This is a genomic window from Massilia sp. UMI-21 (assembly GCA_015277795.1).
GTDB lineage: Bacteria > Pseudomonadota > Gammaproteobacteria > Burkholderiales > Burkholderiaceae_D > Telluria.
In genome coordinates, this window is record CP063848.1 from 3,620,879 (window position 1) to 3,646,726 (window position 25,848).

A 25,848-nucleotide genomic window follows, 5' to 3' on the forward strand; every position below is an offset into this window, starting at 1 on the left:
AACTCGAAAAACCTTGACCCCGCCGCCAATCCCTGCGCTGCCTGCGCAGATTTCGCAAGAATTGATATGACCGGATTATAAATTGGTCCGGCCACTTTGTTGCAATAAATATTTACAGGGGCGGAGCCCGGCTCCCGCAAAGGAAGGGCCGGGCGATGGAGACGTTGTAAATTTGTAACGGAGGTGCTGCGTGGGAGGGGGCGTCGTACCGCCCCGGAGGGGGCCGGGGCGGCGGACGTGATGCGCGCCGCGGCGCCGGCGCTGCGCTACAGGTCGACCGACAGGTAGGCCGACAGCACGCGGCCGGCGATGATGTCGTAAGCGCCGGCGCCGCGCAGTTCCCAGCCGTAGGTATCGAACACGTTGTTCACCGCCACCCGCAGCGAGGCGGGGCGGCTGGCCAGCATGAAGCGGTAGCGGCCGCTCAGCGCCACCAGGGTCCGGGCCGGAATGGCGACGCGGTTGTCGACGGTGGCCGTGATGGCGCCGCTGTGCGAGGCCGACATGTCGAGCGACAGGCCTTCGACCCAGGGCGTGCGCCAGTCGAGATTGAGTTCGGCGCTGCGCCGGCTCATGCCGACCGGGCGCTCGCCGACCCGTCCCAGGCGCACGCCTTCGCCGGTGGCGCGCGGCCGCGACAGCACCGCGCCGGCGACCATGCTCAGGCGCGGACCCAGGGCGCCCGCCAGCGACAGTTCCAGTCCCCGGTTCTGCACGTCGCCCAGTTGCGTGTAACGATTGCCCGCGTCGAAGTTGAAATAGGGCTTGCGCAGGTCGAACACGGTGGCCACCAGCTTCATGTCCGGATTCAAGGCATAGCGCAGGCCAAGGTCGCCCTGGGTGGTGCGGATCGCCGGCAGCAGCTCGTTGCGGTTGAGCGCATTGCCCGGTGCGACCCCGCTCTCTTCCAGGCCGCGGGTGAAGCTGCCGAACACCACCAGCCGTGGGCCGACGTGGGCCGCCGCCGTCAGGTCGTACAGCCAGGGCTGGTCCTCGGCGGTGGCGAGCGGCAGGCCCGGCTTGTGCAGGCGCTTGCGGTAGTCGCTCTTTTGCAGGCTGAAACCGATTTCGCCGCGCTGGCGCCAGCGCCCCTCGTAGGCGAGGCCGCCGGTCCACTGGCGGGTGCGGTCGCGGGTCTGGGGACCGAACACGAAGCTTGGTGCGGGCGCGGTGTAGGGCGCATCGATCGTGGTGCGCCCGAGGTCGAAGGCCTGCGAGCCGTCGTAGCGGCGCTCGCGGTCGCGCCCGCGCACGCTCAGGTGCAGCGTGTGCAGGCGCGGCCCTTCGGCCAGCTGGCGCGTGAGGCGCAACTCGCCGCTGGTGGAGCCGTTCTCGGCCGGCGGGTCGACGATCAGGCGCCGGCTGGCGCCGCCGTCCGGCGTCACGCCGGTGAGCAGGTGGGTGAAGGCACGGTGATCGTTGTACACCGAACGGAAGACCCCGGCGCGCAGCGTCCAGCCCTCCCCGGCGCGCAGGGTGGCCAGGCCGCCGTAGTTCATCGCGGTGGTGCGGAAGTCGGCCCATTCCGGGCCATGGAAGCGGCGGCGCTCGACCCGCGGCGGCAGCCAGGGACCGGCCGGCAGGTAGCTCGGCGCCTTCTCGTCGTCATAGGTCTCCGCGCGGTGCCAGAAGGGAATGATCTCGAGCGCGGCAACGGGCTGCCAGCGCAGGCTCAAGGCGGCATTGCGGTTGCGGCTGTCGGTACCGTTGGGATACTCGTTGCGGCTGGCCGCCGCGCCGATGCCCATGCTCAGCTCGCGGCCGAGCGGCAGCTCGCCATCGGCCTCGACATAGGCTGCGCCGTAGCTGTCGCCGCCGCTCACCAGGGCCAGCCTGCGCTGCCCGCCAGGTTTACGGAAGCTGTAGTCGACGATGCCGGTCGGCGCCGGGAACGGCGTGCCCTGGGCCGAGATGCCGACCCGGATCGTGGTCGAGCGCCGGATGCGCGAACTCAAGCCCCAAACCTGGTCGAAGTACAGTCCTTCGATGCGCGCATTGCCGGCCGCGATCGGCGAAAAGCCGCGTACGCTCGAGGCGCTGTACAGACCGATCGTCTCGCGGCCGACACTGGTGCCGAAGGCATCCTCGGCCTGGCGCATGGCGTTTTCGTCGGCCCGTCCGCGCGCCGGGCTGGCGGCAGCGGTCGGCGCGTCAGTCAGGTCTGCGGGCGGGTCGGCGGCGGGAACGGTGGCGTGTGCCGAGGCGTGTGCCGAGGCGTGTGCCGAGGCGGGCGCCGCGGCCATGGCCATGGCCAGGGTGGCGGCCAACATCGGCGACGGGGTCGAACGCAGCGAAAGCGACATGGAAAACGCACGTGGGCAGAGTGGAAAGCCCGGCATTATCCCCTGTCGACGCAACATGTTCAACAAGACAGCGTCCGCAGTGCAAGCATTCGGATGTTGATAGAGTATCATCAACAGCATTCGCGACTTCCCTGCATGCCCGATGACCCAATTCACGCTGCCGCAACACTCCTTCCTGATCCTGCTGGCCCTGGTGACGCTGGCCTTCTTCGGCATCCTGCTGCCATTCTCGGGCGCCGTGTTCTGGGGCGTGGTGCTGGCGATCGTGTTCGCTCCCGTGCACCAGCGCCTGCTGGCGGCGTTCGGGCAGCGCGCCAATAGCGCGGCCCTGGTCTCCCTGCTGCTGATCGTCCTGATGGTGATCCTGCCGGTGACCCTGATCGCCGCCGCGCTGGTCGACCAGGCGCTCGGCCTGTACGCCATGGTCAGCAGCGGCCAGCTCGACATCGCATCGATGCCGCGCCGCGTGGTGGCCGGCCTGCCGCGGTGGGCGGGCTCGCTGTTCGACCGCTACGAATCGACCATCATGGACACCCTGCAGGGCAAGCTCAGCGCCGGCATCGCCGAGGCCAGCCAACTGGCGGCGCGCTATGCGCTGAACGCCGGGCGCAACGCGCTCAGCTTCCTGATCAGCATGACCGTCATGCTCTACCTGCTGTTCTTCCTGTTCCGCGACGGCCGCACGATCGCGGCGCGCATCAAGCGCGCGGTGCCGCTCGACGCGCACTACAAGAAGCCCCTGTTCGACAAGTTCGTGACCGTGATCCGCGCCACGGTGAAAGGCAACGTGCTGGTGGCGATCGCCCAGGGCACGCTGGGCGGGCTGATTTTCTGGTTCCTGGACGTCCCGGGCCCGGTGCTGTGGGGCGTGGTGATGAGCTTCCTGTCGCTGCTGCCGGCCGTCGGCGCCGCCATCATCTGGGGGCCGGTGGCGGTCTACTTCCTGTTCACCGGCGCGCTCTGGCAGGGCGTGGTGCTGGCGCTGTACGGCGTGCTGGTCATCGGCCTGGTCGACAACCTGCTGCGCCCGATCCTGGTGGGCAAGGACACCAAGCTGCCGGACTACCTGGTGCTGCTGTCCACGATCGGCGGCATGGCCCTGTTCGGCCTGAACGGCTTCGTGATCGGGCCGGTGATCGCCGCGCTGTTCATCGCGGCCTGGAGCCTGTTTACGCAGGCGGACGAATTTCACGGGGAGTGATGCGGTGGCCCTGGGCGCCGCGGGTTTGGTCGCGGGACGCGGCTGAGCACCGTCGTCCTGCGACAATGCACAATTGCGGGACCGCGAAAAGATCGAGAAGGGTTTAATATACCGCGACTGTGCGGAAATCAATGCTACCGAGCATTGATTGCTGAGAATATGTCGTTTGCAGCGTGTCGTTCTCGGCGAACAAGGCTTCCGCAACGCTCAACCCCTACCCGATCACCCGCTTGACACCAACATGCAATCCCCTGCCCAGCTCATGAGCGGGCTGCTCGACTATCTGGTCGAGCAAGCCAAAGACATCGATCCTGCAGCTTTTACACTGTCGAAGCTCACCGACTTCAAGAAGACCCGCGCCGACCTGGAGACGCTGCCCTGGGTCGACTTCAACGTCGACACCGATGGGGAACCCATTTGGCTGCGGGTGCATCGCCTGGAGGCGACCCGCGCACCGTCCCTGGCGCAGCCCGAGCTGGCGCCCTTCCTGGCGATCGGCGACGACCCGGCCGGCAGGCCGCCGGCATTGAAGGAGGCTTCGCTGGCGAGCGTCCGCAACGAGGACGCCGGCATGGTCGGCGACGAAGAGGCCGGGCAGCGCGATGAGCAGCGCCGGGCACGGGTCGGACGCCTGCTGGACGTCTACACGCAGCAATGGAACGACTGGGCCATGCGCGAGCGACCGCGCCGCCAGGTGATCGCGCTCTACGCGGACCTGTTTGCATTGAAGACCCGCCTGGAATCCGAAGAGGCGGTGCGCCCGATCGAGCTGGTCTGGGGCATGGGTGTCTCGTCGTGGCGCGTTGCCGGCGCCGATCAGTCCGGGTCGGCGGCGTGCGCCGACTTCCATTACCCCTTGCTCACCCAGGCTGTCGAGCTCGACATCGACAACACCAGCCACGCAATCAGCCTGCGTCCGCGCCAGAAGGCGCCGCGCCTGGAATTCGACGCCTTCGCCGCCTGCGCCGTCCCCGGCATCGGCGATGTCGAGCGCGCCGCGCGTTCCCTGTTGCGCGAACGTCCGGACATTGCCGTCTCGCCCTTCGACCCGACCACGGTCGAACCGATCCTGGGCCTGGTTGCCGGCAATCTCGCCGCATCGGCACGCTATGACCGTGAAGCCGGGACAGCGCCGGCGCCCGGCGACGCGCTGGTGGTGACGAACCAGTGGGTCGTGTTCGCCCGTCCGCGCGCCAGCCATTTCCTGATCGACGACATCGCGCGCCTGAAGGAGCGCGTCAGCGCCGGCGACCCCATTCCCGCCGGCCCGCTCGGCATCGTCACGCCGCCCGGCGAGGCCGTGATCGAGCACGCGCCGATTGCCTTCCGTGGACTGTCTGGCCGTGCGAGCACGAGGGGCGAAGCGCGCGAGCTGTATTTTCCGCTGCCCTACAACCGCGAACAGGAGACGATCGTCCAGCAGCTCGGGCGCGCCGCGGGCGTGGCCGTCCAGGGCCCGCCCGGCACCGGCAAGACTCATACGATCGCCAACATCATCAGTCACTACCTGGCGCTGGGAAAGCGGATCCTGGTGACCTCGAAGGGCGAGCCGGCCCTCAAGGTCTTGCAAGAGAAGATCCCCGCATCGATCCGGCCCTTGAGCGTCGCACTGCTGTCCGGCGACAAGGAAGGCATGCGCCAGTTCCAGGCGTCGATCGAGGCAATCATCCACACCCTGACCCACCTGAATCCGCAGATGGAAGAGGAAGCCATCGCGACATGCCGCGCTGCGCTCGACCGCGCGCACGAAGAGATGGCGCGGATCGACACGCGGATCGACGACATCGCCCGCGCCCATCTGACCGAGCTCGACGTCGACGGCGTTCCGATGCGGGCCCAGAAGATGGCCGAGCTGGTGATCCACGGCCAGGCACTGTACGGCTGGTTCGACGACGGCTTGTCGCTGGCCGCGGAGCACGCGCCGCCATTCGGCGACGAGGCCGGCATGCGCTTGCGCGACGCGCGGCGCCGGCTCGGGCCCGACCTCGCGTACTGTCATGCCAGCATCCCGGCGTCGGGCGCCCTGCCCCAGCCCACCGAGCTCGGACGCCTGCATGAGGTGCTGCAAACGGTGCGCGACATCGAGCGCGACGAGGCAAGCGGTGTGCTGCCGCCCTTGCGTGCCGCCACGCCCGAGGTGCTCGGCCATGCCCGCCGGCTGCTTGCGGCGCTGGACGCGGCCAGCGCCCTGGTGCGCGAACTCGAGGAGTGCGGGCATGCGTGGGTATTTCCCCTGCGCGAGAAATGCCGGCGCGCCGACTTCGCCACGGAACGCGCCTCGCTCGAAGCACTGTTCTCGGAAATGGATGCGCTGCTGCAGGCCCGGGCCGAGTTCATGCAAAGGCCGGTGACGGCGCCGCGCGAAGCACTGGAGCAAGCGAAAGCGCTGGAAGCCATCGCGCGCGGCGCGCAGTCCGGCAAACCCTTCGGCTTGCTGGCCTTTGGCGTGGGCGACGTCAAGCCGCACATCGGCGCCATCCGCGTCGCCGGCCTGGCGCCCGCTTCCAGCGCGGACTGGGCACACGTGCAGCGCTTCGCGGCCCTGCACACGCGCCTGCTGTCCTTCGTGGTGCGCTGGAATGCGTTTGCCGAACTGCTCTCGCTTCCCCCCTTGCAGCCGGACGTCGGGCAACTGCGCACGACCGAACAGATCGCCCTGGCCGCACGCCGGGCCCATACCCTGGCGACGACGCACGATCGCATGCTGCCGGGCCTGGCCGAACCGGTGTTCGCCAGGGTGCCCGACAAGGACCTGCTGGGGCGGCACGCCGACCTGGCGCGGGTCCGCGAACACCTGCGCCGCCACCTGACGCGGGCGGAACTGGCGGAGGCGACGACGAGCCTGTCCACCTTGCGTGAGCAGCTGGCCGGCACGAGCGGCCCTGTTTCGGACCAGCTGCGCCGCCTGGTCGACGCTGTGCTGGGCAGTGCAGACCTGCCCGCCGAAAGCATCGTGTCCGACTACGCCGCGATCGTTGCCGAGATCCGCCGCGTCGAGTCGCTGTCATCGGTCTTCGCCACCGTACGCCAGCTGGCCGGCGACATCGAGCGTCATGGGGCGCCGCGCCTGGCCGCGCGCGTGCTGTCGGTGCCGGTCGACGCCGTCGGTGACGACGCGAGCTTCCCGGTGCACTGGCGCGATGCCTGGACCTGGGCACGCCTCAAGACCCACCTCGACGCCATCGATGGCCGCGACGAAATGCGCAGTCTCGCGGCACGCCGGCGCGATCTCGAGAAGGGCCTGGCGCGCCTGTACGAAACCCTGGTCTCGAAATCGGCCTGGCTCGCTACACGGCGCAACGCCGGCCAGAACGTGCTGACGGCGCTCGAAACCTATCGCATCGCCATGCGCAAGATCGGCAAGGGCACCGGCGTCAACGCGGCCCGCTACCGCCGCGACGCCCAGCAGGCGATGGTCGACGCGCAGGCGGCCGTCCCCTGCTGGATCATGAGCCATGCCCGTGTGTCGGAATCCTTGCCGGCCACGCTGGGCGCCTTCGACCTGGTAATCGTCGACGAGGCAAGCCAGTCCGACCTGTGGGCCCTTCCCGCCGTCCTGCGCGGCAAACAGATTCTCGTCGTCGGCGACGACAAGCAGGTCTCGCCGGAAGCCGGCTTCGTTTCGGCGGCCAAGATCGTCGACCTGCGCCGGCGCTTCCTGGCCGGCCAGCCATTCGAAGCGGTACTCACTGCCGACATGTCGCTGTACGACATCGCCTCCTCGGTGTTTGCCGCGTCACGGGTCATGCTGCGCGAGCATTTCCGCTGTGTGCAGCCGATCATCGCCTACAGCAACCGGGTGTTCTACAAGGACTTCATCCAGCCGCTGCGCATCCCCAAGGCCTCCGAGCGGCTCGACCCGCCGCTCGTCGACGTCTTCGTCGCCAACGGTTACCGCAACGCCAAGTCCCAGAACCCGCCGGAAGCCGAGTTCATCGCAGCCGAGATCGAAGCGATCATCCGGGACCCGGCGATGCGCCATCGCACGCTCGGCGTGGTATCGCTGCTCGGCCCGGAGCAGGCGCAATGGATCGACCGGCTGGTGCGTTCGCGTTGCGACGCGGCGGAGCTCGCGCGCCGCAACTTCGCGTGTGGCGACGCGCGTATCTTCCAGGGCAGCGAACGCGATATCGTGTTCCTGAGCATGGTGGCCGACAGCGCGAATCACCATGCGCTGTCCGGCCTGCAGTATGACCAGCGCTTCAACGTCGCCGCATCCCGTGCGCGCGACCGCATGATCCTGGTGCGCTCGGTCCGGCTGGAAGAACTGTCCACCCTCGACCTGCGGCGCACGCTGGTCGAACATTTCGCCAGGCCGGTGGAGAGCAATGACGAGGCCAGCAGCCTGATCGCCCTGTGCGAGTCCGGTTTCGAACGCGACGTCTACACCGAACTGTTCCAGCGTGGCTACCGTGTCATTCCGCAGGTGCCGGCGGCGGGCTACCGCATCGACATGGTGGTCGAGGGCGCGGACGACCGGCGCCTGGCGATCGAGCTCGATGGTGACGCGTTCCACGGACCGGACAGGTGGGCAGCCGACATGGGCCGCCAGCGCGTGCTGGAACGCGCCGGATGGATTTTCTGGCGTTGTTTCGCTTCGACCTGGTCGCTGCAGCGCGAAACCGTCCTTGCCGAATTGCTCGCGCAACTAGGGAAAATGGGAATCGAGCCGCTCGGTGCACTCGAGCGCATCCCGTCGCTGGTCGAGTACCGCGAGTGGGGACGAGAAGCCGATGCAGGAAGCGATGACGCTGCGAGCAACATGCTCGACGCGCTCGTTGCCGGAAACGTGAACGATACGACAATGGCAGTCCGTTAGCCGGCCGCCGACACGCGTGCAGGACAAGAGGACGGCCTGCACGGCCCTCCTCCTGATCCACGCGGCTGACGGAGCGAGGGGGCGGAGATGGGATGGGCGCCAGTCATGCTTACGCTATTTCACCGGGTGCTGCAGCGGCCGCACAAAAGCAAACGGGCCCCGAAAGGGACCCGTCTGAAACGTTCTGGAGGCGAGGACGGGAGTCGAACCCGTCTAGACGGCTTTGCAGGCCGCTGCATAACCGCTTTGCTACCTCGCCAGATTTCATCTTAGCTGAGCTGAGCCGGCCGGTTATGTGCCGTATCAACCGAGAAGGAATATCTTCTCTGAATTTGGAGCGGGAGAAGAGTCTCGAACTCTCGACCTCAACCTTGGCAAGGTTGCGCTCTACCAACTGAGCTACTCCCGCATTGGAGTACTACTTGTCGTAAAACCTTTGGAGCGGGAGAAGAGTCTCGAACTCTCGACCTCAACCTTGGCAAGGTTGCGCTCTACCAACTGAGCTACTCCCGCATTGGAGTCTTACTACTGCTAAGCCTTACTACTGCTGAGCCTTACTACTGCTTATTGCACCAGTTCGATAAAGCCAAACTGGAGCGGGAGAAGAGTCTCGAACTCTCGACCTCAACCTTGGCAAGGTTGCGCTCTACCAACTGAGCTACTCCCGCGTACAGAACAACGATTATCGCAGAACTTTGACAGTTTTTCAAGATTTCTCGAATCGTACAGCGCTTCGTTCTTCTTGAAACTGGAGCGGGAGAAGAGTCTCGAACTCTCGACCTCAACCTTGGCAAGGTTGCGCTCTACCAACTGAGCTACTCCCGCTTTGTCTTTCATTCTGCTGCGTTGTTGTCGCAACAGGCAGGCATTATAGAGATTCTATTCCGTACGTCAAGGATGACACTGAACATTTATTGCAAGCCTGATTAGAGCGTCCCGGCTGTCTCCTTGATCAGCGGCCAGGCGCGGCGCAGGTAGTAGAACATCGACCAGACCGTCAGCACGCCGGCGAGCCACAGGAAGTACTCGCCCCAGTAGTGCGTGTCGATGCCGGCGATCCGGTCGTGGAACAGCAGCATCGGGATCGCCGTCATCTGGGCCGCGGTCTTGATCTTGCCGAGCGAGCTGACCGCGACCGACTTGGTGGCGCCGATCTGGGCCATCCATTCGCGCAGCGCCGAGATGGTGATCTCGCGCCCGATGATGATGAAGGCGATGATGGCGTTCACGCGGTCCAGCTGCACCAGCACCAGCAGCGCGCCGGCCACCATCAGCTTGTCGGCGACCGGGTCGAGGAAGGCGCCGAAGGCCGAGGTCTGGTTCCAACGGCGCGCCAGGAAGCCGTCGAACCAGTCGGTAATCGCGGCGACGATGAATACCAGGGTCGCCGCCAGGTTGCGGTCGGCCAGCGGAAGCCAGGGGGTGGGAAGATAGAAGACGCCAACAACCAGGGGAATCAGCGCTACGCGTAGCCAGGTCAGGAGAATCGGGATGTTAAAGGGCATGGAGAAAGCACTGATTACGGGAATGAAAGTTTCGCCGACAGTCTACATGGGTATTGCAAATTGGACTAGGTGACTCGTCTGTATGCGGAGGCCTTCTCCTTCGCTAAAAAGAAACAGGCTGCCGAAGCAGCCTGTCTCAGGGAGTGGCGTGCAAAGTTCAGCGCTGGCGGCGGCGCGCGATACCGGCCGCGACCAGGCCCAGGCCGGCGAGCGCCAGCGAGCCAGGCTCGGGCACGTCGTTCGCCGGCGCCTCTTCTGCAGTCAGGAGCGTGACGCGCGCGACGGCATTCTTGGTGCCGTTCGCGGTGAATACCAGGTCGGTCAGATCGATCTTGAACGAGCCACCGATGCCGAAGTTGATCGGGCTCAGCGTCGCCCAGTCGATGGTCAGGTCGGTCTGATTGGCGCCGTTGTTCGGATCGTTGACCGCACCGAGGACGGCGGTACCGGTCGCGGTGACCATCTGCGCCCCCACGCCCGGCTGGGAGAAGGTGAATGTGGTGGTCACGCCGAGCTTGTCCATCTCGTTCGCGGTGATGCCACCGTTGCTGTTTGGCTCATTGAAATTGACGGTGCCGAAGGTGAACTCGAAATAGTCGCCGGCATTCATCAGCGAGAAGGCTTGCGTCGCGTTGGTCACCTTGAATAGCGCGCCCAGCAGGGTCGGATTGTTGTTCTCACTGGCATCCTGGCCATAGCCGGCGCCGGGCGTGATCACCGTGTCGGTGATCACGAACGGTGTTGCCATGGCAGCACTGGCGGCCATGGTGGTGATGGCGAAAGCAGCGGTGGTGAAACACTTGCGAAGCGTGACGTTCATTGCAGGACCCCTAATAGTTGTGGTGGAAGAGACACCCACTTCTATTGCATATTCCGTGCCAGCAATTAGAACACTCGTCAATACAAGGACTTACATACAGTCATCTATTCGTGACGAATGGAAATGCCAAGATTTCCGACACTGGCAATGCCGGCGGGCATTATTGTCACCCGCCAAGATTGTGTCAGTGAAGCTGGCGGTAGATCTCTTCGGCCAGGGTGCTCGAAATGCCGTCGACCGACATCAGGTCTTCGACGCTGGCGTCGATCACGCCGCGCAGGCCGCCGAAGCGCGCCAGCAGGCGCTGGCGGCGCTTGGCGCCGATGCCTTCGATCTCTTCCAGGCGCGATGCCTGGCGCGCCTTGGCGCGCTTGGCGCGCATGCCGGTGATGGCGAAGCGGTGCGCCTCGTCGCGAATCATCGCCACCAGCATCAGCGCCGCCGATTCCTTGCCGAGTTCCTGCGGCGCCCGGCCATCGGCGAAGATCAGGGTCTCGAGGCCGACGCGGCGCCCCTCCCCTTTCGCCACGCCGACGATCATCGCGATGGGCAGGCCCAACTCCTCGAACACCTGGCGCGCCATCTCGACCTGCCCCTTGCCGCCGTCGACCAGCACGATGTCGGGCATGACGCCCTCGCCGCCCGCTACCTTCTCGTAGCGGCGCTGCAGTACCTGGCGCATCGCGGCGTAGTCGTCGCCCGGGGTGATGCCGTTGATGTTGAAGCGGCGGTACTCGCCGTTCTGCATCTGGTGATGGTGGAACACCACGCACGAGGCCTGGGTCGCCTCGCCCGCGGTGTGGCTGATGTCGAAGCACTCGATGCGCAGTTCGTCGAGGGTCTCGGCATCCAGCGACAGCACGTCGGCCAGCGCGCGCGTGCGGGCCTGCTGCGAGCCCTGCTCGGACAGCAGGCGCGCCAGCGAAATCTCGGCGTTCTTGCAGGCCAGCTCCAGCCACTGGCGGCGCTGCCCCTGCGGCTGGAAGATCAGGTTGATGCGGTGGCCGCACTGTTCCGCCAGGGCCACGATCAGTTCCGGCTGGTCGAACTCGATGTTCAGGATCAGGGTGCCCGGGATGAACTGGCCCGCGTAGTGCTGGGCCAGGAAGGCGCACAGCACCTCGACCTCGATCGGGCATTCGCCCAGGGATTCGCCGACATGGGTCGGGAAGTAGGCGCGGTCGCCCAGGTGGCGTCCGCCGCGCACCATCGCCAGGTTGACGCAGGCGCGGCCGCCCTGCACCACCACGGCGATGACGTCGACATCGGCATCGCCCACGGTTTCCATGCTTTGCGCGTGCAGCACTTTCGACAGGGCCTGGATCTGGTTGCGCACGCTGGCGGCCTGTTCGAACTTGAGCTCCATCGCGTAGGACTGCATCTTTTCTTCCAGGTCGTGCAGCACCTCGGTCTGGCGCCCGCGCAGGAAGCGCGCCGCATTGTCGACGTCGCGCTGGTAGTCCTCGGGCGCGACCAGGTCGACGCAGGGCGCGCTGCAGCGGCCGATCTGGTGCAGCAGGCAGGGACGCGTACGGTTGCTGTAGACGCTGTCCTCGCAGGTGCGCAGCAGGAACACCCGCTGCAGCAGCTGGATCGACTCCTTGGCGGCCCAGGCCGACGGGAAGGGACCGAAATACTGGTTCTTCTTGTCCAGCGCGCCGCGGTAATAGGACATGCGCGGCGCTGCGCCGCCGGAAATCTTGATGTAGGGGTAGGACTTGTCGTCGCGGAACAGGATGTTGTAGCGCGGCTTGAGCGACTTGATCAGGTTGTTTTCCAGGATCAGCGCTTCGGCCTCGCTGCTGGTCACGGTGGTTTCCAGCCTGGCGATCTGCCCGACCATCATCGCGGTGCGCGGGCTCGACAGGGTCTTCTGGAAGTAGCTCGAGACCCGGTTCTTGAGGTTGCGCGCCTTGCCGACGTAGAGCACGTTGCCGTTGGCGTCGAAGTAGCGGTACACGCCCGGCAGCAACGGCAGCCTGGCCACCGTGGCCAGCACCTGCTCGCGCGCGGCGTCGCTGGGCTTGACCGGTTCGCGCGCGTCGCCCTGGATGGTGGCCTTGAGTTCTTCCTTCATGGCCTGCCAACCGTCGGGACGCGGGCGCGGGGCCGGCGCCGCCGCGGGCGTCGGCTTTGCGCTGCGGGTGCGGGCCGGCTTGTCGGCGACCGTCGCCGGCGCCGGCATCGCTGCGCCGGCGGCGGCCACGTAGGCCACCGGCGCGTCGGTAACCTGCGCGGCGACCTGCCCGGCCGGCGGGATTGCGTCAGGGGTGTTCGGCTGCTGGTCTTCGGGTTTTGCTTCGGACATCACTCTGCCAATGTATCGCCCGGCGCCTGGGTGACGATGACGAAGGCGACCCCGTAGTCGGCTTCGTCGCTGATCGTCACCTGGGCGCTGAGCCGGTGATCCTGCATGAATTGTTCGAGGGCGCCGCTGCAGACGATGACCGGCTTGCCGCTCGGGGCGTTCAACAACTGCATCGCGCGCCAGGTCATCGGCATGCGCATGCCCAGCCCGATCGCCTTCGAGAACGCTTCCTTGGCCGAAAAACGGGTGGCCAGGAAGCGCAGGCCGCGCGTCGCGTTCTTGGCGCTGCGCGCGTGGTATTTTTCCAGTTCCTGCGGACCGAGGATCTTCTCGGCGAAGCGCGGGCCGCTCCGCGCAAGGGCGGCCTCGACGCGGGAAATCTGGACGATGTCGGTGCCGATGCCGTAGATCATGCCTGCCTCGTTTTTTTCAAGTGCGCGACGTTCAAGTTCCGTAGCGGGTACCCAGGCGCGCTGCCACCATGATGGCCTTCATCTCGCGCACCGCGTTCTCCCAGCCGGCGAACAGGGCGTGGGCGACGATCGCATGGCCGATGTTGAGCTCGTGGATGTCGGGAATCGCCGCGATCGGCTGCACGTTGGTGTAGTGCAGGCCGTGGCCGGCATTCACGCGCAGGCCGCGCGCGGCGCCCGCATGCACGCCGGCCTTGATGCGCTCGATCTCGCGCAGTGCCTGCTCGCCCTCGGCTTCGGCATAGCGGCCGGTGTGCAGTTCGATCACGGTGGCGCCCACGGCCGCGGCGGCCTCGATCTGGGCTTCGTCGGCATCGATGAACAGCGACACCCGGATGCCCTCGCCTTTCAGCTGCCGCACCGCCGCTTCGACTTCATTGTAGTAGCGGATCACGTCCAGGCCGCCCTCGGTGGTGACCTCTTCGCGCCGCTCCGGCACCAGGCAGACGTCCTGCGGCTTCACGCGGCAGGCGAAGTCGATCATCTCGCGGGTGACGGCCGCTTCCAGGTTCATGCGGGTTCCAAGGAGCGGGCGCAGCGCCAGCACGTCCGCATCCTTGATGTGGCGGCGGTCTTCGCGCAGGTGCAGGGTGATCAGGTCGGCGCCGGCCTGCTCGGCCAGCAGCGCGCCGCGGATCGGGTCGGGGTAGCTGGTGCCGCGCGCATTGCGCAGGGTGGCGATGTGGTCGATGTTGACGCCCAGGTCGATCACCGAACCGGTAGGTTGCAGGAAGCTCATGTTGGTCTTTTATAGTTGCATCAGGTCGATCAAAATCTGGCGCGTGTTGAGCGGCGCGCCGCCCAGGTGGTGCGCCAGCAGGAAGCGCATCAACTGCTTGCTCTGCGCCTGCGTGAGCGGGTCGCGGTAGTCCTCGCGCTCCATGTCGAGCAGGGTCTTGCCGCTCACCACCGGCCAGACCTCGCCCGGCAGCGCTTCGCGCGGCCCCTTCTCGGGGTCGACCACGTAGTCGCCGGCCGGGTCGACCGGCGCGCGGGTGGCGGTGCTGCGCCCCAGGTCGGCCGCCACCCCTGTTTCCTTAAGTAAGGCCCGTTCGAACTTTCGCAAGACGATCGGCGGCGGCTCGCCATGGGCCAGCTGGTTGAGCGTGGCGACGTAGTGGTCGAACAGGGCCGGATGCCGGTCGTCGCGCGCGATGAGTTTCACCAGCAGTTCGTTCAGGTAGAAGCCGCACAACAGCGCGGTTTTTTCCAGCGGCAGCATGCCGCCCACCCATTCCGCATCGATCAGGGTGCGCAGCTCGGATTTGCCGCTGAACGAGACCGACAGCGGCTGGAAGGTCTGCAGCACGCCGCGCAGCTTCGACAGCGGGCGCTTGGCGCCCTTGGCGACCACGCCCACGCGGCCGAAATCGCGCGTGAACATGTCCACGATCAGGCTGGTTTCCTTGTAGGGATAGCTGTGCAGCACGAAACCCGGCTGGCCGCTGACCCGCGTGTCGCGTAGCGGAGGACGGCTGCGTTTCGCCGCAGCCGGAGCCGCCGCAGGGGGCTGGCTCTCCGGGGTATCGATGAGGTCGTCTGGGCTGGGCATGCGGTCGAACGGCCTCCGCGCGGTTAAATGGACCTTACTCGTAACCGTAGGCGCGCAGGCCGGCTTCGTTGTCGGCCCAGCCCGATTTGACCTTGACCCAGATCTCCAGGTACACGGGGCCGCCGAACAATTTTTCCATGTCCAGGCGCGACTGGGTCGAGATTTCTTTCAGGCGCGCGCCCTTGTTACCGATGATCATGGACTTGTGGGTGTCGCGCTCGACCAGGATGGCGCAGAAGATGCGGCGCAGGTTGCCTTCCTGCTGGAACTGCTCGATCAGCACGGTGCTGGTGTAGGGCAGTTCGTCGCCAAGCAGGCGGAACACCTTTTCGCGCACGATCTCGGCGGCCAGGAACTTCTCGCTGCGGTCGGTGATGTCGTCCGGCCCGAAGATCGGCGGGTTGTGCGGCAGGTGGCGCTTGATCTCGGTTTCAAGGGCGTCGACCTGGAAGCGCAGCTTGGCCGAGACCGGCACGATCGCGCTGAAGTCGCGCAGCGCGGCGATCTTCTGGGCGAAAGGCATCAGGACCGCCTTGTCCTTGATGCGGTCCGACTTGTTGATCACCAGGACCACCGGGACGTTCTTCGGCAGCAGGTCGAGCACCTGCTGGTCGGCCGGGCCGAAAGCGCCGGCCTCGACCAGGAACAGGATCACGTCCGAGGACGTCAGGGTGTTCGAGACGGTCTTGTTCAGCGTCTTGTTGAGCGCGTTCGCATGGCGGGTCTGGAAGCCCGGCGTGTCGACGTAGATGAACTGGGCGTCGTCGCGGGTCTGGATGCCGGTGATGCGGTGGCGCGTGGTCTGGGCCTTGCGCGAGGTGATCGACACTTTCGCGCCGATCAGCACGTTCATCAGGGTCGACTTGCCGACGTTGGGACGGCCGACGATGGCGATGTAGCCACAGCGGAAGTCCTTGGCGCCAGCGTCTGGCTGGCCGGGCTGGCCGGGCTGGTCGGTGTGATTGCTTTCGTTGCTCATTGCGTGTTGCTTCCTGGTTGTTCTGCCGGCGCATCCGACTGGATGGTGGCGATGCCCAGCTTGAGCTGGGCGGCGCGCGGTTTGCTCTTGCGGGCGGTGGGCGACTTGACCAGCGCCTGCTGGGCCGCCTCGATCGCCAGTCGCGCCGCGGCCTGCTCCCCGGCGCGGCGGCTGCCGCCGCGGCCGAACACCTGCACGTTCAGTTTCGGCACCAGGCATTCGACCTCGAATTCCTGGCTATGGGCGGCCCCGTGCGTGGCCACCACGTTGTAGGTCGGCAGCGAGATTTTTTTGCTCTGCAGAAATTCCTGCAGCAGGGTCTTGGCGTCCTTGCCCAGAGTGGCCGGGTCGACCGTGTCGAGCAGCGGGATGTAGAAGGCGCGGATCGCGTCGCGCGCGCTGTCGAAACCGCTGTCGAGGAAAATCGCACCGAGCAGGGCCTCGAGGGTGTCGGCCAGGATCGAGGGGCGCCGGAAGCCCCCCGATTTCAGTTCGCCCTCGCCCAGGCGCAGGAACTGCGACAGCTCGAGCTTCTGGGCGATTTCGAACAGGGATTGCTGCTTGACCAGGTTGGCGCGCAGGCGCGACAGGTCACCCTCGTCCAGGGCGGTGAAGCGTTCGTACAGGATCGAGGCGACGACACAGTTCAGGATCGAGTCACCCAGGAATTCCAGGCGTTCGTTATGCAGCGCGCTATGGCTACGGTGGGTCAGGGCTTGCTGGAGCAGGCCGGTGTCCCGGAACGTATAACCCAAGCGTGTTTGCAGTAACTGTAGATTCATTGTGCTGTCGTGTGTGCGTCCGCCACCCTGCGTCGCGGACGGTGTTGCTCTCGTTATTGATCCGGCTCGGCATCCCTGGCCGCCACCACGCCGCTCGGGTCGGTGGTGCCCGCGTAGTCGATCAGCAGGCTGACCTTGCCCGCCAGCGGCACCCGCTTCTCGTAGGCGAAGCTGACCTGGGTTTCGCCGTCTTCGCGGGTAATGGTCAGGTCGCGGCCGCGGATCGCGGTGACGTTGTTGATGCCGGCGTTCTTGTCGAAGGCTACCTGTATTTCGCGCGGCGTGCCGCCAGCTTCCTTGGCGCGCACGATCGCGTCCTTGATCGCGCTGTATTCCGTGTAGGTCGGCACTAGCTTGAGCGCGAACACGGCGGCGACGCCGAGCACGACCAGGACCAGGACCAGGCCGGTCAGCGAGATGCCGGACTGGCGAACGAAGGGCTGCTTCTGCATGTGGATCTCCGGTTACTGGATGCCGCCAATCCGCTTCGGATTGCCGAGGTTCATCCAGACGACGATCGCCTTGCCAACAATGTTCTTGTCCGGCACGAAGCCCCAGTAGCGGCTGTCGGCACTGTTGTCGCGGTTATCGCCCATCATGAAATAGTTGCCTGGAGGTACGATACAGGTAAATTTGTCGTACGAATAGTCGCAGGCCTCACGATTCGGGAAATCGTCCACGGCGCCGAGGTCGAGCGTGGGCTTGCCCTCGGTATTCAGGATACGGTGTGCGATCTGGCCCTGCCGGCCTGGGAGCTGTTCGGTGAACTGCTTGTGGTAGACCGGGTGCTGGTCGTCCAGGTAGTCGTCCATCGGGGTGTAGGCGACCGGCTTGCCGTTCACGCTCAGGCGCTTGTCCTCATAGGTGATCTTGTCGCCCGGAACACCAATGACGCGCTTGATGTAATCCTGGCTCATGTCCTTCGGGTACTTAAACACCATCACGTCGCCACGCTGCGGGTCGCCCACCTCGACGACCTTCTTGTTGATGATCGGCAGCCGCACGCCGTAGGCGTACTTGTTCACGAGGATGAAGTCGCCCACCAGGAGGGTCGGCACCATCGACGAGGACGGGATCTTGAACGGCTCCCACAGGAAGGAACGCAGGATGAAGACCAGCGCGATCACCGGGAAGAAGCTGCCGGAATATTCGATCCAGGTCGGCTGGCGCAGGTTGGCCTGCTCGATCGCGGCGCGCTGGCTGCCACTGTCGAGCTTGATGCCCTCGGCGGTCAGCTTGGCTGTGCGCGCATCGTACTCGGCCAGGGCGGCGTCGGCGGCGCGGCGGCGCTGCTTGGCGAAGACGAACACGTCCAGGCACCAGATCACGCCGGTGACCACCATCAGGACGAACAGGATCAGCGCAAAGTTGCTCAGAATCGGTTGCATATCCATTTATTTTTCTTCCACCTGCAGGATGGCCAGGAAGGCTTCCTGCGGAATCTCCACCGAACCGACCTGCTTCATGCGCTTCTTGCCGGCCTTCTGCTTCTCCAGCAGTTTCTTCTTGCGCGAGATGTCGCCGCCATAGCACTTGGCCAGCACGTTCTTGCGCAGCGCCTTGACGTTCTCGCGCGAGATGATGGTGGCGCCGATGGCGGCCTGGATCGCGACGTCGAACATCTGGCGCGGGATCAGCTCGCGCATCTTGGCCGCCACCTGGCGCCCGCGGTAAGGGGCGTTGGCGCGGTGCACGATGATCGCCAGCGCGTCGACCTTCTCGCTGTTGATCAGCATGTCGACCTTGACCACGTCGGCGGCGCGGTATTCCTTGAACTCGTAGTCCATCGACGCATAACCGCGCGAAGTCGACTTGAGCCGGTCGAAGAAGTCCAGCACGATTTCCGCCATCGGGATCTCGTAGTGCAGCTTGACCTGGCGGCCGTGGTAGGCCATGTCCATCTGGACGCCGCGCTTGCCGTTACACAGGGTCATCACGGCGCCCACATATTCTTGCGGCATGTACAGGTTGACGTCGACGATCGGCTCGCGCACTTCGTTGATCCTGGACGGTTCCGGCATCTTCGACGGGTTGTCGACCCGGATCATGCTGCCGTCGCGCATCTCGACCTCGTACACCACGGTCGGCGCGGTGGTGATCAGGTCCATGTCGAACTCGCGCTCGAGACGTTCCTGCACGATTTCCATGTGCAGCAGGCCCAGGAAGCCGCAGCGGAAACCGAAGCCCAGCGCCTGCGAGACTTCCGGCTCGTACATCAGGGCGGCATCGTTCAGCTTGAGTTTTTCCAGCGAGTCGCGCAGCGCGTCGTACTGGTTGGCTTCCACCGGGAACAGGCCGGCGAACACCTGCGGCTGGACTTCCTTGAAGCCCGGCAGCGGCTCGGGCGCCGGCTTGGCGGCCAGGGTCACGGTATCGCCCACCTTGGCGGCGGTCAGTTCCTTGATGCCGGCGATGATGAAGCCCACCTGCCCTGCCGACAGTTCCGGCAGCGAGACCGAACGCGGCGTGAACACGCCGATGCTTTCGACCAGGTTCACCGAACCGGTCGACATCAGGAGGATCTTTTCCTTCGGACGCAGGGTGCCGTTGACCACGCGCACCAGCATCACGACGCCCACGTAGGGGTCGTACCAGGAGTCGACGATCAGGGCCTGCAGCGGCGCATCCTTGTCGCCCTTCGGCGGCGGGACCTTGGCGATCAGGGTTTCCAGCACGTCTTCCACGCCCAGGCCGGTCTTGGCCGAGCAGACCGTCGCGTCCGAGGCGTCGATGCCGATCACGTCCTCGATTTCCTTCTTGGCGTTGTCCGGGTCGGCGTGCGGCAGGTCGATCTTGTTCAGGATCGGCACCACTTCCACGCCCAGGTCGAGCGCGGTGTAGCAGTTGGCGACCGTCTGCGCTTCGACGCCCTGGCTGGCGTCGACCACCAGCAGCGCGCCTTCGCAGGCCGACAGCGAGCGCGAGACTTCATAGCTGAAGTCGACGTGGCCCGGGGTGTCGATCAGGTTCAGGTTGTAGACCTGGCCATCGCGCGCCTTGTATTGCAGCGCCGCGGTCTGGGCCTTGATGGTGATGCCGCGTTCGCGTTCCAGGTCCATCGAGTCGAGCACCTGCGCGTCCATCTCGCGCTCCGACAGGCCGCCGCACAGTTGGATGATGCGGTCGGCCAGGGTCGATTTGCCGTGGTCGATGTGGGCGATGATGGAGAAGTTACGTATGTTGTTCATTAACAAAGCTCAAACCAAAAAGGCCGCGAACAGCGCGGCAGGCTACAGCAACAGGGTGCAGAACGGGATCGTCATGCAAAAAAGCGCTCCGCGGGAGGGCATGCCGGGCCCGGCCGAAGCGCTCGATGAAGCGAAAGGAAAGCGGCAGCGGATCGTGGGACGAGGGCAGACGCTTTTCCGACCCCGGCATTTTACCGGATTCCGCGCCGGAAAGCCCGGATTTGGGGCCGCGAGGGGTAGAAACCGCGGTTTTGGCTTATCGGAAGCTCAATGTTGCCGCTTTCGTAGGGTGGGCGGCTCCACCCGGACGCGGTTAAGGCGGCGGCGTGGGCGCCGCCCGCGCGTTCAACTGGTCGATGATGTGCCGCCACCGCCGCCTCTGCCCATGGCTCAGGCAGCCTGCGTGCAAGCCCCCACCCAGCCGCGCGCCGCCGCCGGGTCGAGGAAATAATGGCACAGCTCGGCCGCGCCCGGGTCGCCGAACAGCACCGGCACCAGTTCGTCGAAGCGCGCCACCAGCGCCGGATCGGCATCGACGTCGATCACGGCCACCTCGAAGTGCTCACCCGGCCGCTGCAGCGCCAGCAAGGCCTGCAGCATGTCCTCGCACAGGTGGCAGTAGCTACGCGAATAGAGCGTGAAGGGAATCGACTGCATGCCCGGCACGCTCATTGACGCGGCTTCACGACGACGTACTGGCTCACGTCTTCACGACGCACCAGCAGGGCTACCGGCTTCTTCGGATCCAGCTTGGCGACCAGCGCATTGAACTGGGCCGCATTGCCCACCGGCGTATTGCCGACCTGCGAGATCAGGTCGCCCGGACGGATGCCGGCCGTGGCCGCGGCGCCCTCGGCATTCTCGACCAGCACGCCGATCTCGACGCCCAGCTCGGCACGCTCGGGCGGGGTGATATCGGACACCACCAGGCCGAGCGCGTTCGGTGCGACGCCCGGGGCCGGCTTCTTCGGCGTCGTGCGCGCCGTCGGGGATTTTTCTTCCTGCAGTTCGACGATGGTCACCGGCACGTCGATCTGGTTGCCGCGGCGCCAGACGGTGACAGTGGCGCGACTGCCCACCTTGGTGGCGCCGACCAGGCGCGGCAGGTCGCGGGTGGTCTCGATGGCCTGGCCGTTGAATTTCAGGATGATGTCACCGACCTTGATGCCGCCCTTCTCGGCCGGCCCGCCGGCTTCGACCATCGAGACTTCGGCGCCGCGCGCCTTGCCCAGGCCAAGCGATTCGGCCACGTCGCGCGTGACTTCGCTGATCTGCACGCCCAGGCGACCGCGCGTGACCTTGCCGGTGGTCTTGAGCTGGTCGGCCACCCGCATCACTTCGTCGATCGGCACCGCGAAGGAGATGCCGTTGTAGGCGCCGGAGAGCGTGGCGATCTGCGAGTTGATGCCGATGACCTCGCCGCGCATATTGATCAAGGGTCCGCCCGAATTACCGGGGTTGACCGCCACGTCGGACTGGATCAGCGGCAGGTACTCGCCGGTGTCGCGCGACTTGGCCGAAATGATGCCGGCGGTGACGGTGTTGTCGAGGTTGAAGGGCGAGCCGATCGCCACCACCCATTCGCCGACGCGGATCTTGCTCGAGTCGCCGGTTCGCAGGTAAGGCAGGTTGGTGGCCGACAGCTTGAGCAGGGCGACGTCGGAGCGGCGGTCGGCGCCCAGCACCTTGGCCTTGAACTCGCGGCGGTCGGTGAGCGTCACGGTGACTTCGTCGGCGCCCTCGACCACATGCGCATTGGTCAGCACGTAACCGTCGTTCGAAATGATGAAGCCGGAGCCGACGCCGCGCGTCACCTGCTCTTCCACGCCGCCCTGTCCGCGCGGCGCGCCCGGCCGGCCCTGGCCGCCGCGCGGGATCTGGCCGCCGAAGAAGCGGCGCAGGAATTCCTGCATCTCGTCTTCGCCCGGCACGCCCTGGCCGCGCATGACGCGCTCGGTGGTGCGGATATTGACCACGGCGGGGCCGACCTTGTCGATCAGGTCGGAGAAGTCGGGCAGGCCGGTGACCACCGGGGTCTGCACCGGCGCCGCGGCCAGGACGGTGGCGGGGAGGAAGGCGCTGCCGCCGGCGGCCAGCAGGGCCGACAGGATCAGGCTTGCGCAGCGACGGGGAAACGGGCGAAAGTTGGCTGGCATTGGCTTGGCATAGGAAGGCTGAGATTGACTTTATGGTAAGCCAAAAAACGCGCTTTGTCGCGCGCCGCTGGGGACGTGCGGCGGCCCGGTACGGCGCGGATGACCCGGTCGGGACCGGGAAGGGCTGCGCGGGCGATATGTAGAATGTATCAAAGGCAGGCAATCGATACGCGTGGCGTATCAAGGGATGACCGGAAGGCGATGCTGCCCGCAGGCCGGCGCCCGGGCAGCGCCCGCGCCGGCCGGTTCAGAGGCGCTTGACGGCGGCCGGGGCGGTTTCCGGCGCTGGCCCGTCATGGGGCGCCGCCTGCGCTGTTCGCTTGGCGCCTTTGAGCGGGTCGGCGCCGGCCACGACGGCCGGCGCGATCGCCGCCAGTGCCTCGCCCGGCGTGGCGGGCGGCGCCGGGCGCCGCTGGGGCACCGGCTCGGCGGCGAGTTTGGCGGACAGGCGCGCGGCGAAACCGGATGAGAGCACGGGCTCGTCCCGATCGCTGCGCAGCGCGTCGCCGATCCGGTGGTAGAGGTCCCATGCCCGCCGGCCGTCTTCTTCGCGCAGCGCCGCCAGCGCAAGTTCGAGGTCGGCATCCGGCAATTCGCCGTCCGCAAAGGCCGATATGTATTCGCGTATCTTCTTATTCGTGTCCATCTGGTAACTCGCCGCCGTCGGTCTGTTCAATTTGTCTCGCCTATGTACGATCCTGCCACCTACCGACGTTTGTCAACCGGGAAATCGAGCAAAGGGCGCAATTTCTCAGCAATGACTTCGCGTGCGCGGAAAATCCGGCTGCGTACGGTTCCTATCGGACACGCCATCACCTCGGAAATTTCTTCGTAGCTCAATCCCTCTATTTCTCGCAGGACAATTGCCGTTCGCAATTCCACCGGCAGCGCTTCCATCGCCGCATTGACCGTGTGGGCAATCTGCTTGCTCGCCAGCACCGATTCCGGTGTGTTTATGTCGCGCAAGCTGTCTGCGTCGTCGAATCCCTCTGCCCGCTCGGCATCGGCCTCGGTCGAGGTCGGCGCGCGGCGGCCCTGAGTCACCAAAAAATTCTTGGCCGTGTTGATGCCGATGCGATACAGCCAGGTGTAGAAGGCCGAATCGCCGCGGAAGTGACGCAGGGCGCGAAAGGCCTTGATGAAGGTCTCTTGCACCACGTCTTCGGCTTCCGCCGGATCGTGCACGAGACGCGACACCAGGCGCATCAGGCGGCGCTGGTATTTGGCCACGAGCAGGTCGAACGCCCCCCGGTCGCCGGCCTGGACGCGCTCCACCAACAGCTGATCTCCCTCGCGTTCTGTCGTCACGGACCATGCCCCATCGCTGCAACGGCCCTCCTGCATAAGAGTTGGCCCGCTGCAATAAGTTCAAAGTATTTTGTGCGTCGTCGACGTCGCGCCGCTTGTTCCGCCTGCTCCGCCGGCCCCGCCGAGCGCTACCGCCAGGGCGCGCATGGCGGCCGGCGGCACGCTGTCGGGCAGGATGACGACATTGCGGCAGACAAGCTTGCGGCGGGCCGGCATGCACCCGCGAAACCAGCCGCAGGGACCGTCCGGCGCCGGGCCGGGCGCCGTCTCCAGGCGCAACAGCATCAGCCACGGCCACAGCGTCGATCCCGGTAAAAGCCGCGCCGGGAAGGCTTCGCATGCGTCCGTCCGCACCCCCTGTTGTACCGTCAGGCGTAGCCGGCCGACTCCAGAAATATCAATGCGATGCACCATTGCAGGACCCAGCGCGGCATGCAGCACGCATAGCCCGGCCAACAGCAGCGCGGCCGCCACAAGCGGTGCGGCAGCGAAGCCGCCGTAGCGCGATACGCCGGCGCACGCGGGCAGGCCTGCGGCACATGCGGCCGCAAGCAGGGACGCGCCGAAGCCGGCGAGCAGACAGCGCAGGCGGCGCGACGGCGCAATGACGACGGTCATCGCGATCGACATCGTGTGGATAGGGAAAGAAGGGGCGCCCGCAGGCGGGAGCCATACGGAAGGAGATACGGGGGTAGAAAACTTGATGTGCAGGACCGAACGACGTCGGCCTGTCAGGCGCCCATTCCGGTTAGACCGGAATGGGTGTGGTCTGGTTCAGTCCGCGGGTCTGAAAACCTAGACTTTTGCGAACACCAGGGTACCGTTGGTACCGCCGAAGCCGAACGAGTTCTTGACCGCGACATCGATCTTCATGTCGCGCGCCGTGTTGGCGCAGAAGTCCAGGTCGCATTCCGGATCCGGATTGAAGAGATTGATCGTCGGCGGCGACACCTGGTTGTGGATCGCCAGCACGGTGAACACCGACTCCAGGCCGCCCGCGCCACCCAGCAGGTGGCCGGTCATCGACTTGGTCGAGTTCACGACGATGTTCTTCGCATGGTCGCCGAAGACGCGCTTGATGCCGCGCACTTCCGCCACGTCGCCCAGCGGCGTCGAGGTGCCGTGTGCGTTGACGTAGTGGACTTCGCCGGGGTTCACGCCGGCGTTGTGCAGGGCCGCGACCATGCAGCGCGCCGCGCCACTGCCATCCTCGACCGGCGAGGTGATGTGGTTGGCGTCCGCGCTCATGCCGAAACCGATGACCTCGGCGTAGATCCTGGCGCCGCGCTTGACCGCGTGTTCGTACTCTTCGAGCACCATCACGCCGGCGCCCTCGCCCAGCACGAAGCCGTCGCGGTCCTTGTCCCACGGACGCGAGGCGGTGGCCGGATCGTCGTTGCGGGTCGACAGCGCGCGGGCCGAGGCGAAGCCGCCCAGGCCCAGCGGCGAGATGGTCGCTTCCGCGCCGCCGGCGATCATCACGTCGGCATCGCCGTACTCGATCAGGCGCGCGGCGGCGCCGATGCAGTGCAGGCCGGTGGTGCAGGCGGTGACGATCGCCAGGTTCGGGCCGCGCAGGCCGAATTTGATCGAGAGATCGCCCGAGATCATGTTGATGATCGATGCCGGCACGAAGAAGGGCGAAATGCGGCGCGGGCCGCGATTCATGTACTCTTCCTTGGTGGCTTCGATCATCGGCAGGCCGCCGATGCCCGAACCGATGGTCACACCGATGCGGTCCGCGTTTTCTTCGGTCACGACCAGGCCCGAGTCCTGCAGGGCCTGGATGCCGGCGGCCATGCCGTAATGGATAAAGCTATCCATGTTACGGCCTTCCTTGCCCGGCAGGTAGTCTTCCACCTTGAAGTTCTTCACTTCACCGGCGAAATGTGTCGTGAACGGCGTGGCGTCGAACTTGGTAATGTTGGCAATGCCCGACTTACCGGCCAGCGCCGCGTCCCACGCCTCGGCAATGGTGTTGCCGATTGGTGAAATGCAGCCCAGGCCGGTAACGACGACACGGCGGTTGCGTGAACGGCTCAAGCGATTCTCCCAGAAACTTTTTAAAGCGCCAGCTACTACTTAGGCCTTGACGTGCGCGGTGGCGTAGTCAATGGCTTGCTTGACGGTGGTGATCTTCTCAGCCTGCTCGTCAGGGATTTCCATTTCGAACTCGTCTTCCAGTGCCATCACCAGTTCCACGGTGTCCAGCGAGTCGGCGCCGAGGTCGTCAACGAACGAGGATTCGATTTTGATGTCTGCTTCTGCAACACCCAGTTGCTCAGCGACGATTTTTTTAACGCGTTGTTCGATATCCGACATGTTATGGCTCCATTAAGGTATGTGTTGCGGAAAGTGCGCGCATTTTATCAGGTTTGCGCGTTGAAAAACTACTTTCGGCGATTACGGCTATTTCCACCGAAATTACTGCTAACAGAGGCGATTGCGCCGGAT

21 protein-coding genes and 5 tRNA genes are annotated in these 25,848 nt (G+C 65.7%); 2 read left to right on the forward strand and 24 right to left on the reverse strand.

From position 1 onward, the window contains the following. Positions 1-266 precede the first annotated feature (266 nt). Complete coding sequence (locus IM543_15850; protein ID QOY93049.1) at positions 267-2,303, reverse strand: TonB-dependent receptor; 2,037 nt, start codon at positions 2,301-2,303, stop codon at positions 267-269. Positions 2,304-2,445: 142 nt separating this feature from the next. Here IM543_15850 and IM543_15855 point away from each other — a divergent pair, with 142 nt between their 5' ends. After that, on the forward strand, positions 2,446-3,504 hold the full coding sequence (locus IM543_15855; GenBank protein ID QOY93050.1) for an AI-2E family transporter: 1,059 nt from the start codon (positions 2,446-2,448) through the stop codon (positions 3,502-3,504). A 262-nt stretch (positions 3,505-3,766) separates the two neighbouring features. After that, positions 3,767-8,323, forward strand: a complete 4,557-nt coding sequence (locus tag IM543_15860) for an AAA family ATPase (protein QOY96717.1) — start codon at positions 3,767-3,769, stop codon at positions 8,321-8,323. A gap of 185 nt (positions 8,324-8,508) precedes the next feature. Here the strand turns inward: IM543_15860 and IM543_15865 are convergent. The 23 genes from IM543_15865 to acpP form a co-directional block, all read right to left on the reverse strand. Further along, a tRNA-Cys gene (locus IM543_15865) sits at positions 8,509-8,582 on the reverse strand. A 74-nt stretch (positions 8,583-8,656) separates the two neighbouring features. Next, a tRNA-Gly gene (locus IM543_15870) sits at positions 8,657-8,732 on the reverse strand. A 28-nt stretch (positions 8,733-8,760) separates the two neighbouring features. Further along, a tRNA-Gly gene (locus tag IM543_15875) sits at positions 8,761-8,836 on the reverse strand. Positions 8,837-8,915: 79 nt separating this feature from the next. Continuing rightward, positions 8,916-8,991: transfer RNA gene (locus IM543_15880), tRNA-Gly, on the reverse strand. Positions 8,992-9,072: 81 nt separating this feature from the next. Next, positions 9,073-9,148: transfer RNA gene (locus IM543_15885), tRNA-Gly, on the reverse strand. Positions 9,149-9,249: 101 nt separating this feature from the next. After that, positions 9,250-9,828, reverse strand: a complete 579-nt coding sequence (pgsA, locus tag IM543_15890) for a CDP-diacylglycerol--glycerol-3-phosphate 3-phosphatidyltransferase (GenBank protein QOY93051.1) — start codon at positions 9,826-9,828, stop codon at positions 9,250-9,252. A gap of 157 nt (positions 9,829-9,985) precedes the next feature. Then, entirely contained in the window at positions 9,986-10,648 is a 663-nt protein-coding gene (locus IM543_15895) for a PEP-CTERM sorting domain-containing protein (protein ID QOY93052.1), read from the reverse strand. A gap of 184 nt (positions 10,649-10,832) precedes the next feature. Beyond that, positions 10,833-12,647, reverse strand: coding sequence for an excinuclease ABC subunit UvrC (uvrC, locus tag IM543_15900; protein QOY96718.1), 1,815 nt, complete (start codon positions 12,645-12,647; stop codon positions 10,833-10,835). A 308-nt stretch (positions 12,648-12,955) separates the two neighbouring features. Further along, the gene (locus IM543_15905; protein QOY93053.1) at positions 12,956-13,369 is read right to left on the reverse strand and encodes a holo-ACP synthase; all 414 of its coding nucleotides are present in this window, start codon (positions 13,367-13,369) and stop codon (positions 12,956-12,958) included. Positions 13,370-13,400: 31 nt separating this feature from the next. Continuing rightward, positions 13,401-14,168, reverse strand: coding sequence for a pyridoxine 5'-phosphate synthase (pdxJ, locus tag IM543_15910; GenBank protein ID QOY93054.1), 768 nt, complete (start codon positions 14,166-14,168; stop codon positions 13,401-13,403). 9 nt (positions 14,169-14,177) lie between these two features. Continuing rightward, a complete protein-coding gene (gene recO, locus IM543_15915; protein QOY93055.1) occupies positions 14,178-14,981 on the reverse strand; it encodes a DNA repair protein RecO in 804 nt (267 codons plus the stop codon). 34 nt (positions 14,982-15,015) lie between these two features. Next, a complete protein-coding gene (era, locus tag IM543_15920) occupies positions 15,016-15,876 on the reverse strand; it encodes a GTPase Era (protein ID QOY96719.1) in 861 nt (286 codons plus the stop codon). An 80-nt stretch (positions 15,877-15,956) separates the two neighbouring features. After that, positions 15,957-16,742, reverse strand: a complete 786-nt coding sequence (gene rnc / locus IM543_15925; GenBank protein QOY93056.1) for a ribonuclease III — start codon at positions 16,740-16,742, stop codon at positions 15,957-15,959. Between the two features lie 53 nt (positions 16,743-16,795). Next, positions 16,796-17,194, reverse strand: coding sequence for a DUF4845 domain-containing protein (locus IM543_15930; GenBank protein ID QOY93057.1), 399 nt, complete (start codon positions 17,192-17,194; stop codon positions 16,796-16,798). A 12-nt stretch (positions 17,195-17,206) separates the two neighbouring features. Further along, entirely contained in the window at positions 17,207-18,136 is a 930-nt protein-coding gene (gene lepB / locus IM543_15935) for a signal peptidase I (GenBank protein QOY93058.1), read from the reverse strand. Further along, positions 18,137-19,930: an elongation factor 4 gene (gene lepA / locus IM543_15940; GenBank protein ID QOY93059.1), complete on the reverse strand. Its 1,794-nt coding sequence runs from the start codon at positions 19,928-19,930 to the stop codon at positions 18,137-18,139. Positions 19,931-20,320: 390 nt separating this feature from the next. After that, positions 20,321-20,587, reverse strand: a complete 267-nt coding sequence (locus tag IM543_15945; GenBank protein ID QOY93060.1) for a glutaredoxin family protein — start codon at positions 20,585-20,587, stop codon at positions 20,321-20,323. Between the two features lie 11 nt (positions 20,588-20,598). After that, entirely contained in the window at positions 20,599-22,086 is a 1,488-nt protein-coding gene (locus tag IM543_15950; protein QOY93061.1) for a DegQ family serine endoprotease, read from the reverse strand. Between the two features lie 247 nt (positions 22,087-22,333). Continuing rightward, the gene (locus tag IM543_15955) at positions 22,334-22,732 is read right to left on the reverse strand and encodes a transcriptional regulator (GenBank protein QOY93062.1); all 399 of its coding nucleotides are present in this window, start codon (positions 22,730-22,732) and stop codon (positions 22,334-22,336) included. A gap of 59 nt (positions 22,733-22,791) precedes the next feature. After that, a complete protein-coding gene (gene rpoE / locus IM543_15960; protein ID QOY93063.1) occupies positions 22,792-23,430 on the reverse strand; it encodes an RNA polymerase sigma factor RpoE in 639 nt (212 codons plus the stop codon). Between the two features lie 24 nt (positions 23,431-23,454). Beyond that, positions 23,455-24,024: a hypothetical protein gene (locus IM543_15965; protein QOY93064.1), complete on the reverse strand. Its 570-nt coding sequence runs from the start codon at positions 24,022-24,024 to the stop codon at positions 23,455-23,457. 165 nt (positions 24,025-24,189) lie between these two features. After that, the gene (gene fabF / locus IM543_15970; GenBank protein QOY93065.1) at positions 24,190-25,437 is read right to left on the reverse strand and encodes a beta-ketoacyl-ACP synthase II; all 1,248 of its coding nucleotides are present in this window, start codon (positions 25,435-25,437) and stop codon (positions 24,190-24,192) included. Positions 25,438-25,476: 39 nt separating this feature from the next. Beyond that, positions 25,477-25,716, reverse strand: coding sequence for an acyl carrier protein (gene acpP / locus IM543_15975; GenBank protein ID QOY93066.1), 240 nt, complete (start codon positions 25,714-25,716; stop codon positions 25,477-25,479). Positions 25,717-25,848: the final 132 nt, after the last annotated feature.

Excerpts from the sequence above, each read along its gene's own strand:
- IM543_15850 (QOY93049.1), bottom strand. The coding sequence starts at position 2,303 with ATGTCGCTTTCGCTGCGTTCGACCCCGTCGCCGATGTTGGCCGCCACC.
- IM543_15855 (QOY93050.1), top strand. The coding sequence starts at position 2,446 with ATGACCCAATTCACGCTGCCGCAACACTCCTTCCTGATCCTGCTGGCC.
- IM543_15860 (QOY96717.1), top strand. The coding sequence starts at position 3,767 with ATGAGCGGGCTGCTCGACTATCTGGTCGAGCAAGCCAAAGACATCGAT.
- pgsA (QOY93051.1), bottom strand. The coding sequence starts at position 9,828 with ATGCCCTTTAACATCCCGATTCTCCTGACCTGGCTACGCGTAGCGCTG.
- IM543_15895 (QOY93052.1), bottom strand. The coding sequence starts at position 10,648 with ATGAACGTCACGCTTCGCAAGTGTTTCACCACCGCTGCTTTCGCCATC.
- IM543_15905 (QOY93053.1), bottom strand. The coding sequence starts at position 13,369 with ATGATCTACGGCATCGGCACCGACATCGTCCAGATTTCCCGCGTCGAG.
- pdxJ (QOY93054.1), bottom strand. The coding sequence starts at position 14,168 with ATGAGCTTCCTGCAACCTACCGGTTCGGTGATCGACCTGGGCGTCAAC.
- recO (QOY93055.1), bottom strand. The coding sequence starts at position 14,981 with ATGCCCAGCCCAGACGACCTCATCGATACCCCGGAGAGCCAGCCCCCT.
- rnc (QOY93056.1), bottom strand. The coding sequence starts at position 16,742 with ATGAATCTACAGTTACTGCAAACACGCTTGGGTTATACGTTCCGGGAC.
- IM543_15930 (QOY93057.1), bottom strand. The coding sequence starts at position 17,194 with ATGCAGAAGCAGCCCTTCGTTCGCCAGTCCGGCATCTCGCTGACCGGC.
- lepB (QOY93058.1), bottom strand. The coding sequence starts at position 18,136 with ATGGATATGCAACCGATTCTGAGCAACTTTGCGCTGATCCTGTTCGTC.
- lepA (QOY93059.1), bottom strand. The coding sequence starts at position 19,930 with ATGAACAACATACGTAACTTCTCCATCATCGCCCACATCGACCACGGC.
- IM543_15945 (QOY93060.1), bottom strand. The coding sequence starts at position 20,587 with ATGCAGTCGATTCCCTTCACGCTCTATTCGCGTAGCTACTGCCACCTG.
- IM543_15950 (QOY93061.1), bottom strand. The coding sequence starts at position 22,086 with ATGCCAGCCAACTTTCGCCCGTTTCCCCGTCGCTGCGCAAGCCTGATC.
- IM543_15955 (QOY93062.1), bottom strand. The coding sequence starts at position 22,732 with ATGGACACGAATAAGAAGATACGCGAATACATATCGGCCTTTGCGGAC.
- rpoE (QOY93063.1), bottom strand. The coding sequence starts at position 23,430 with ATGCAGGAGGGCCGTTGCAGCGATGGGGCATGGTCCGTGACGACAGAA.
- IM543_15965 (QOY93064.1), bottom strand. The coding sequence starts at position 24,024 with ATGTCGATCGCGATGACCGTCGTCATTGCGCCGTCGCGCCGCCTGCGC.
- acpP (QOY93066.1), bottom strand. The coding sequence starts at position 25,716 with ATGTCGGATATCGAACAACGCGTTAAAAAAATCGTCGCTGAGCAACTG.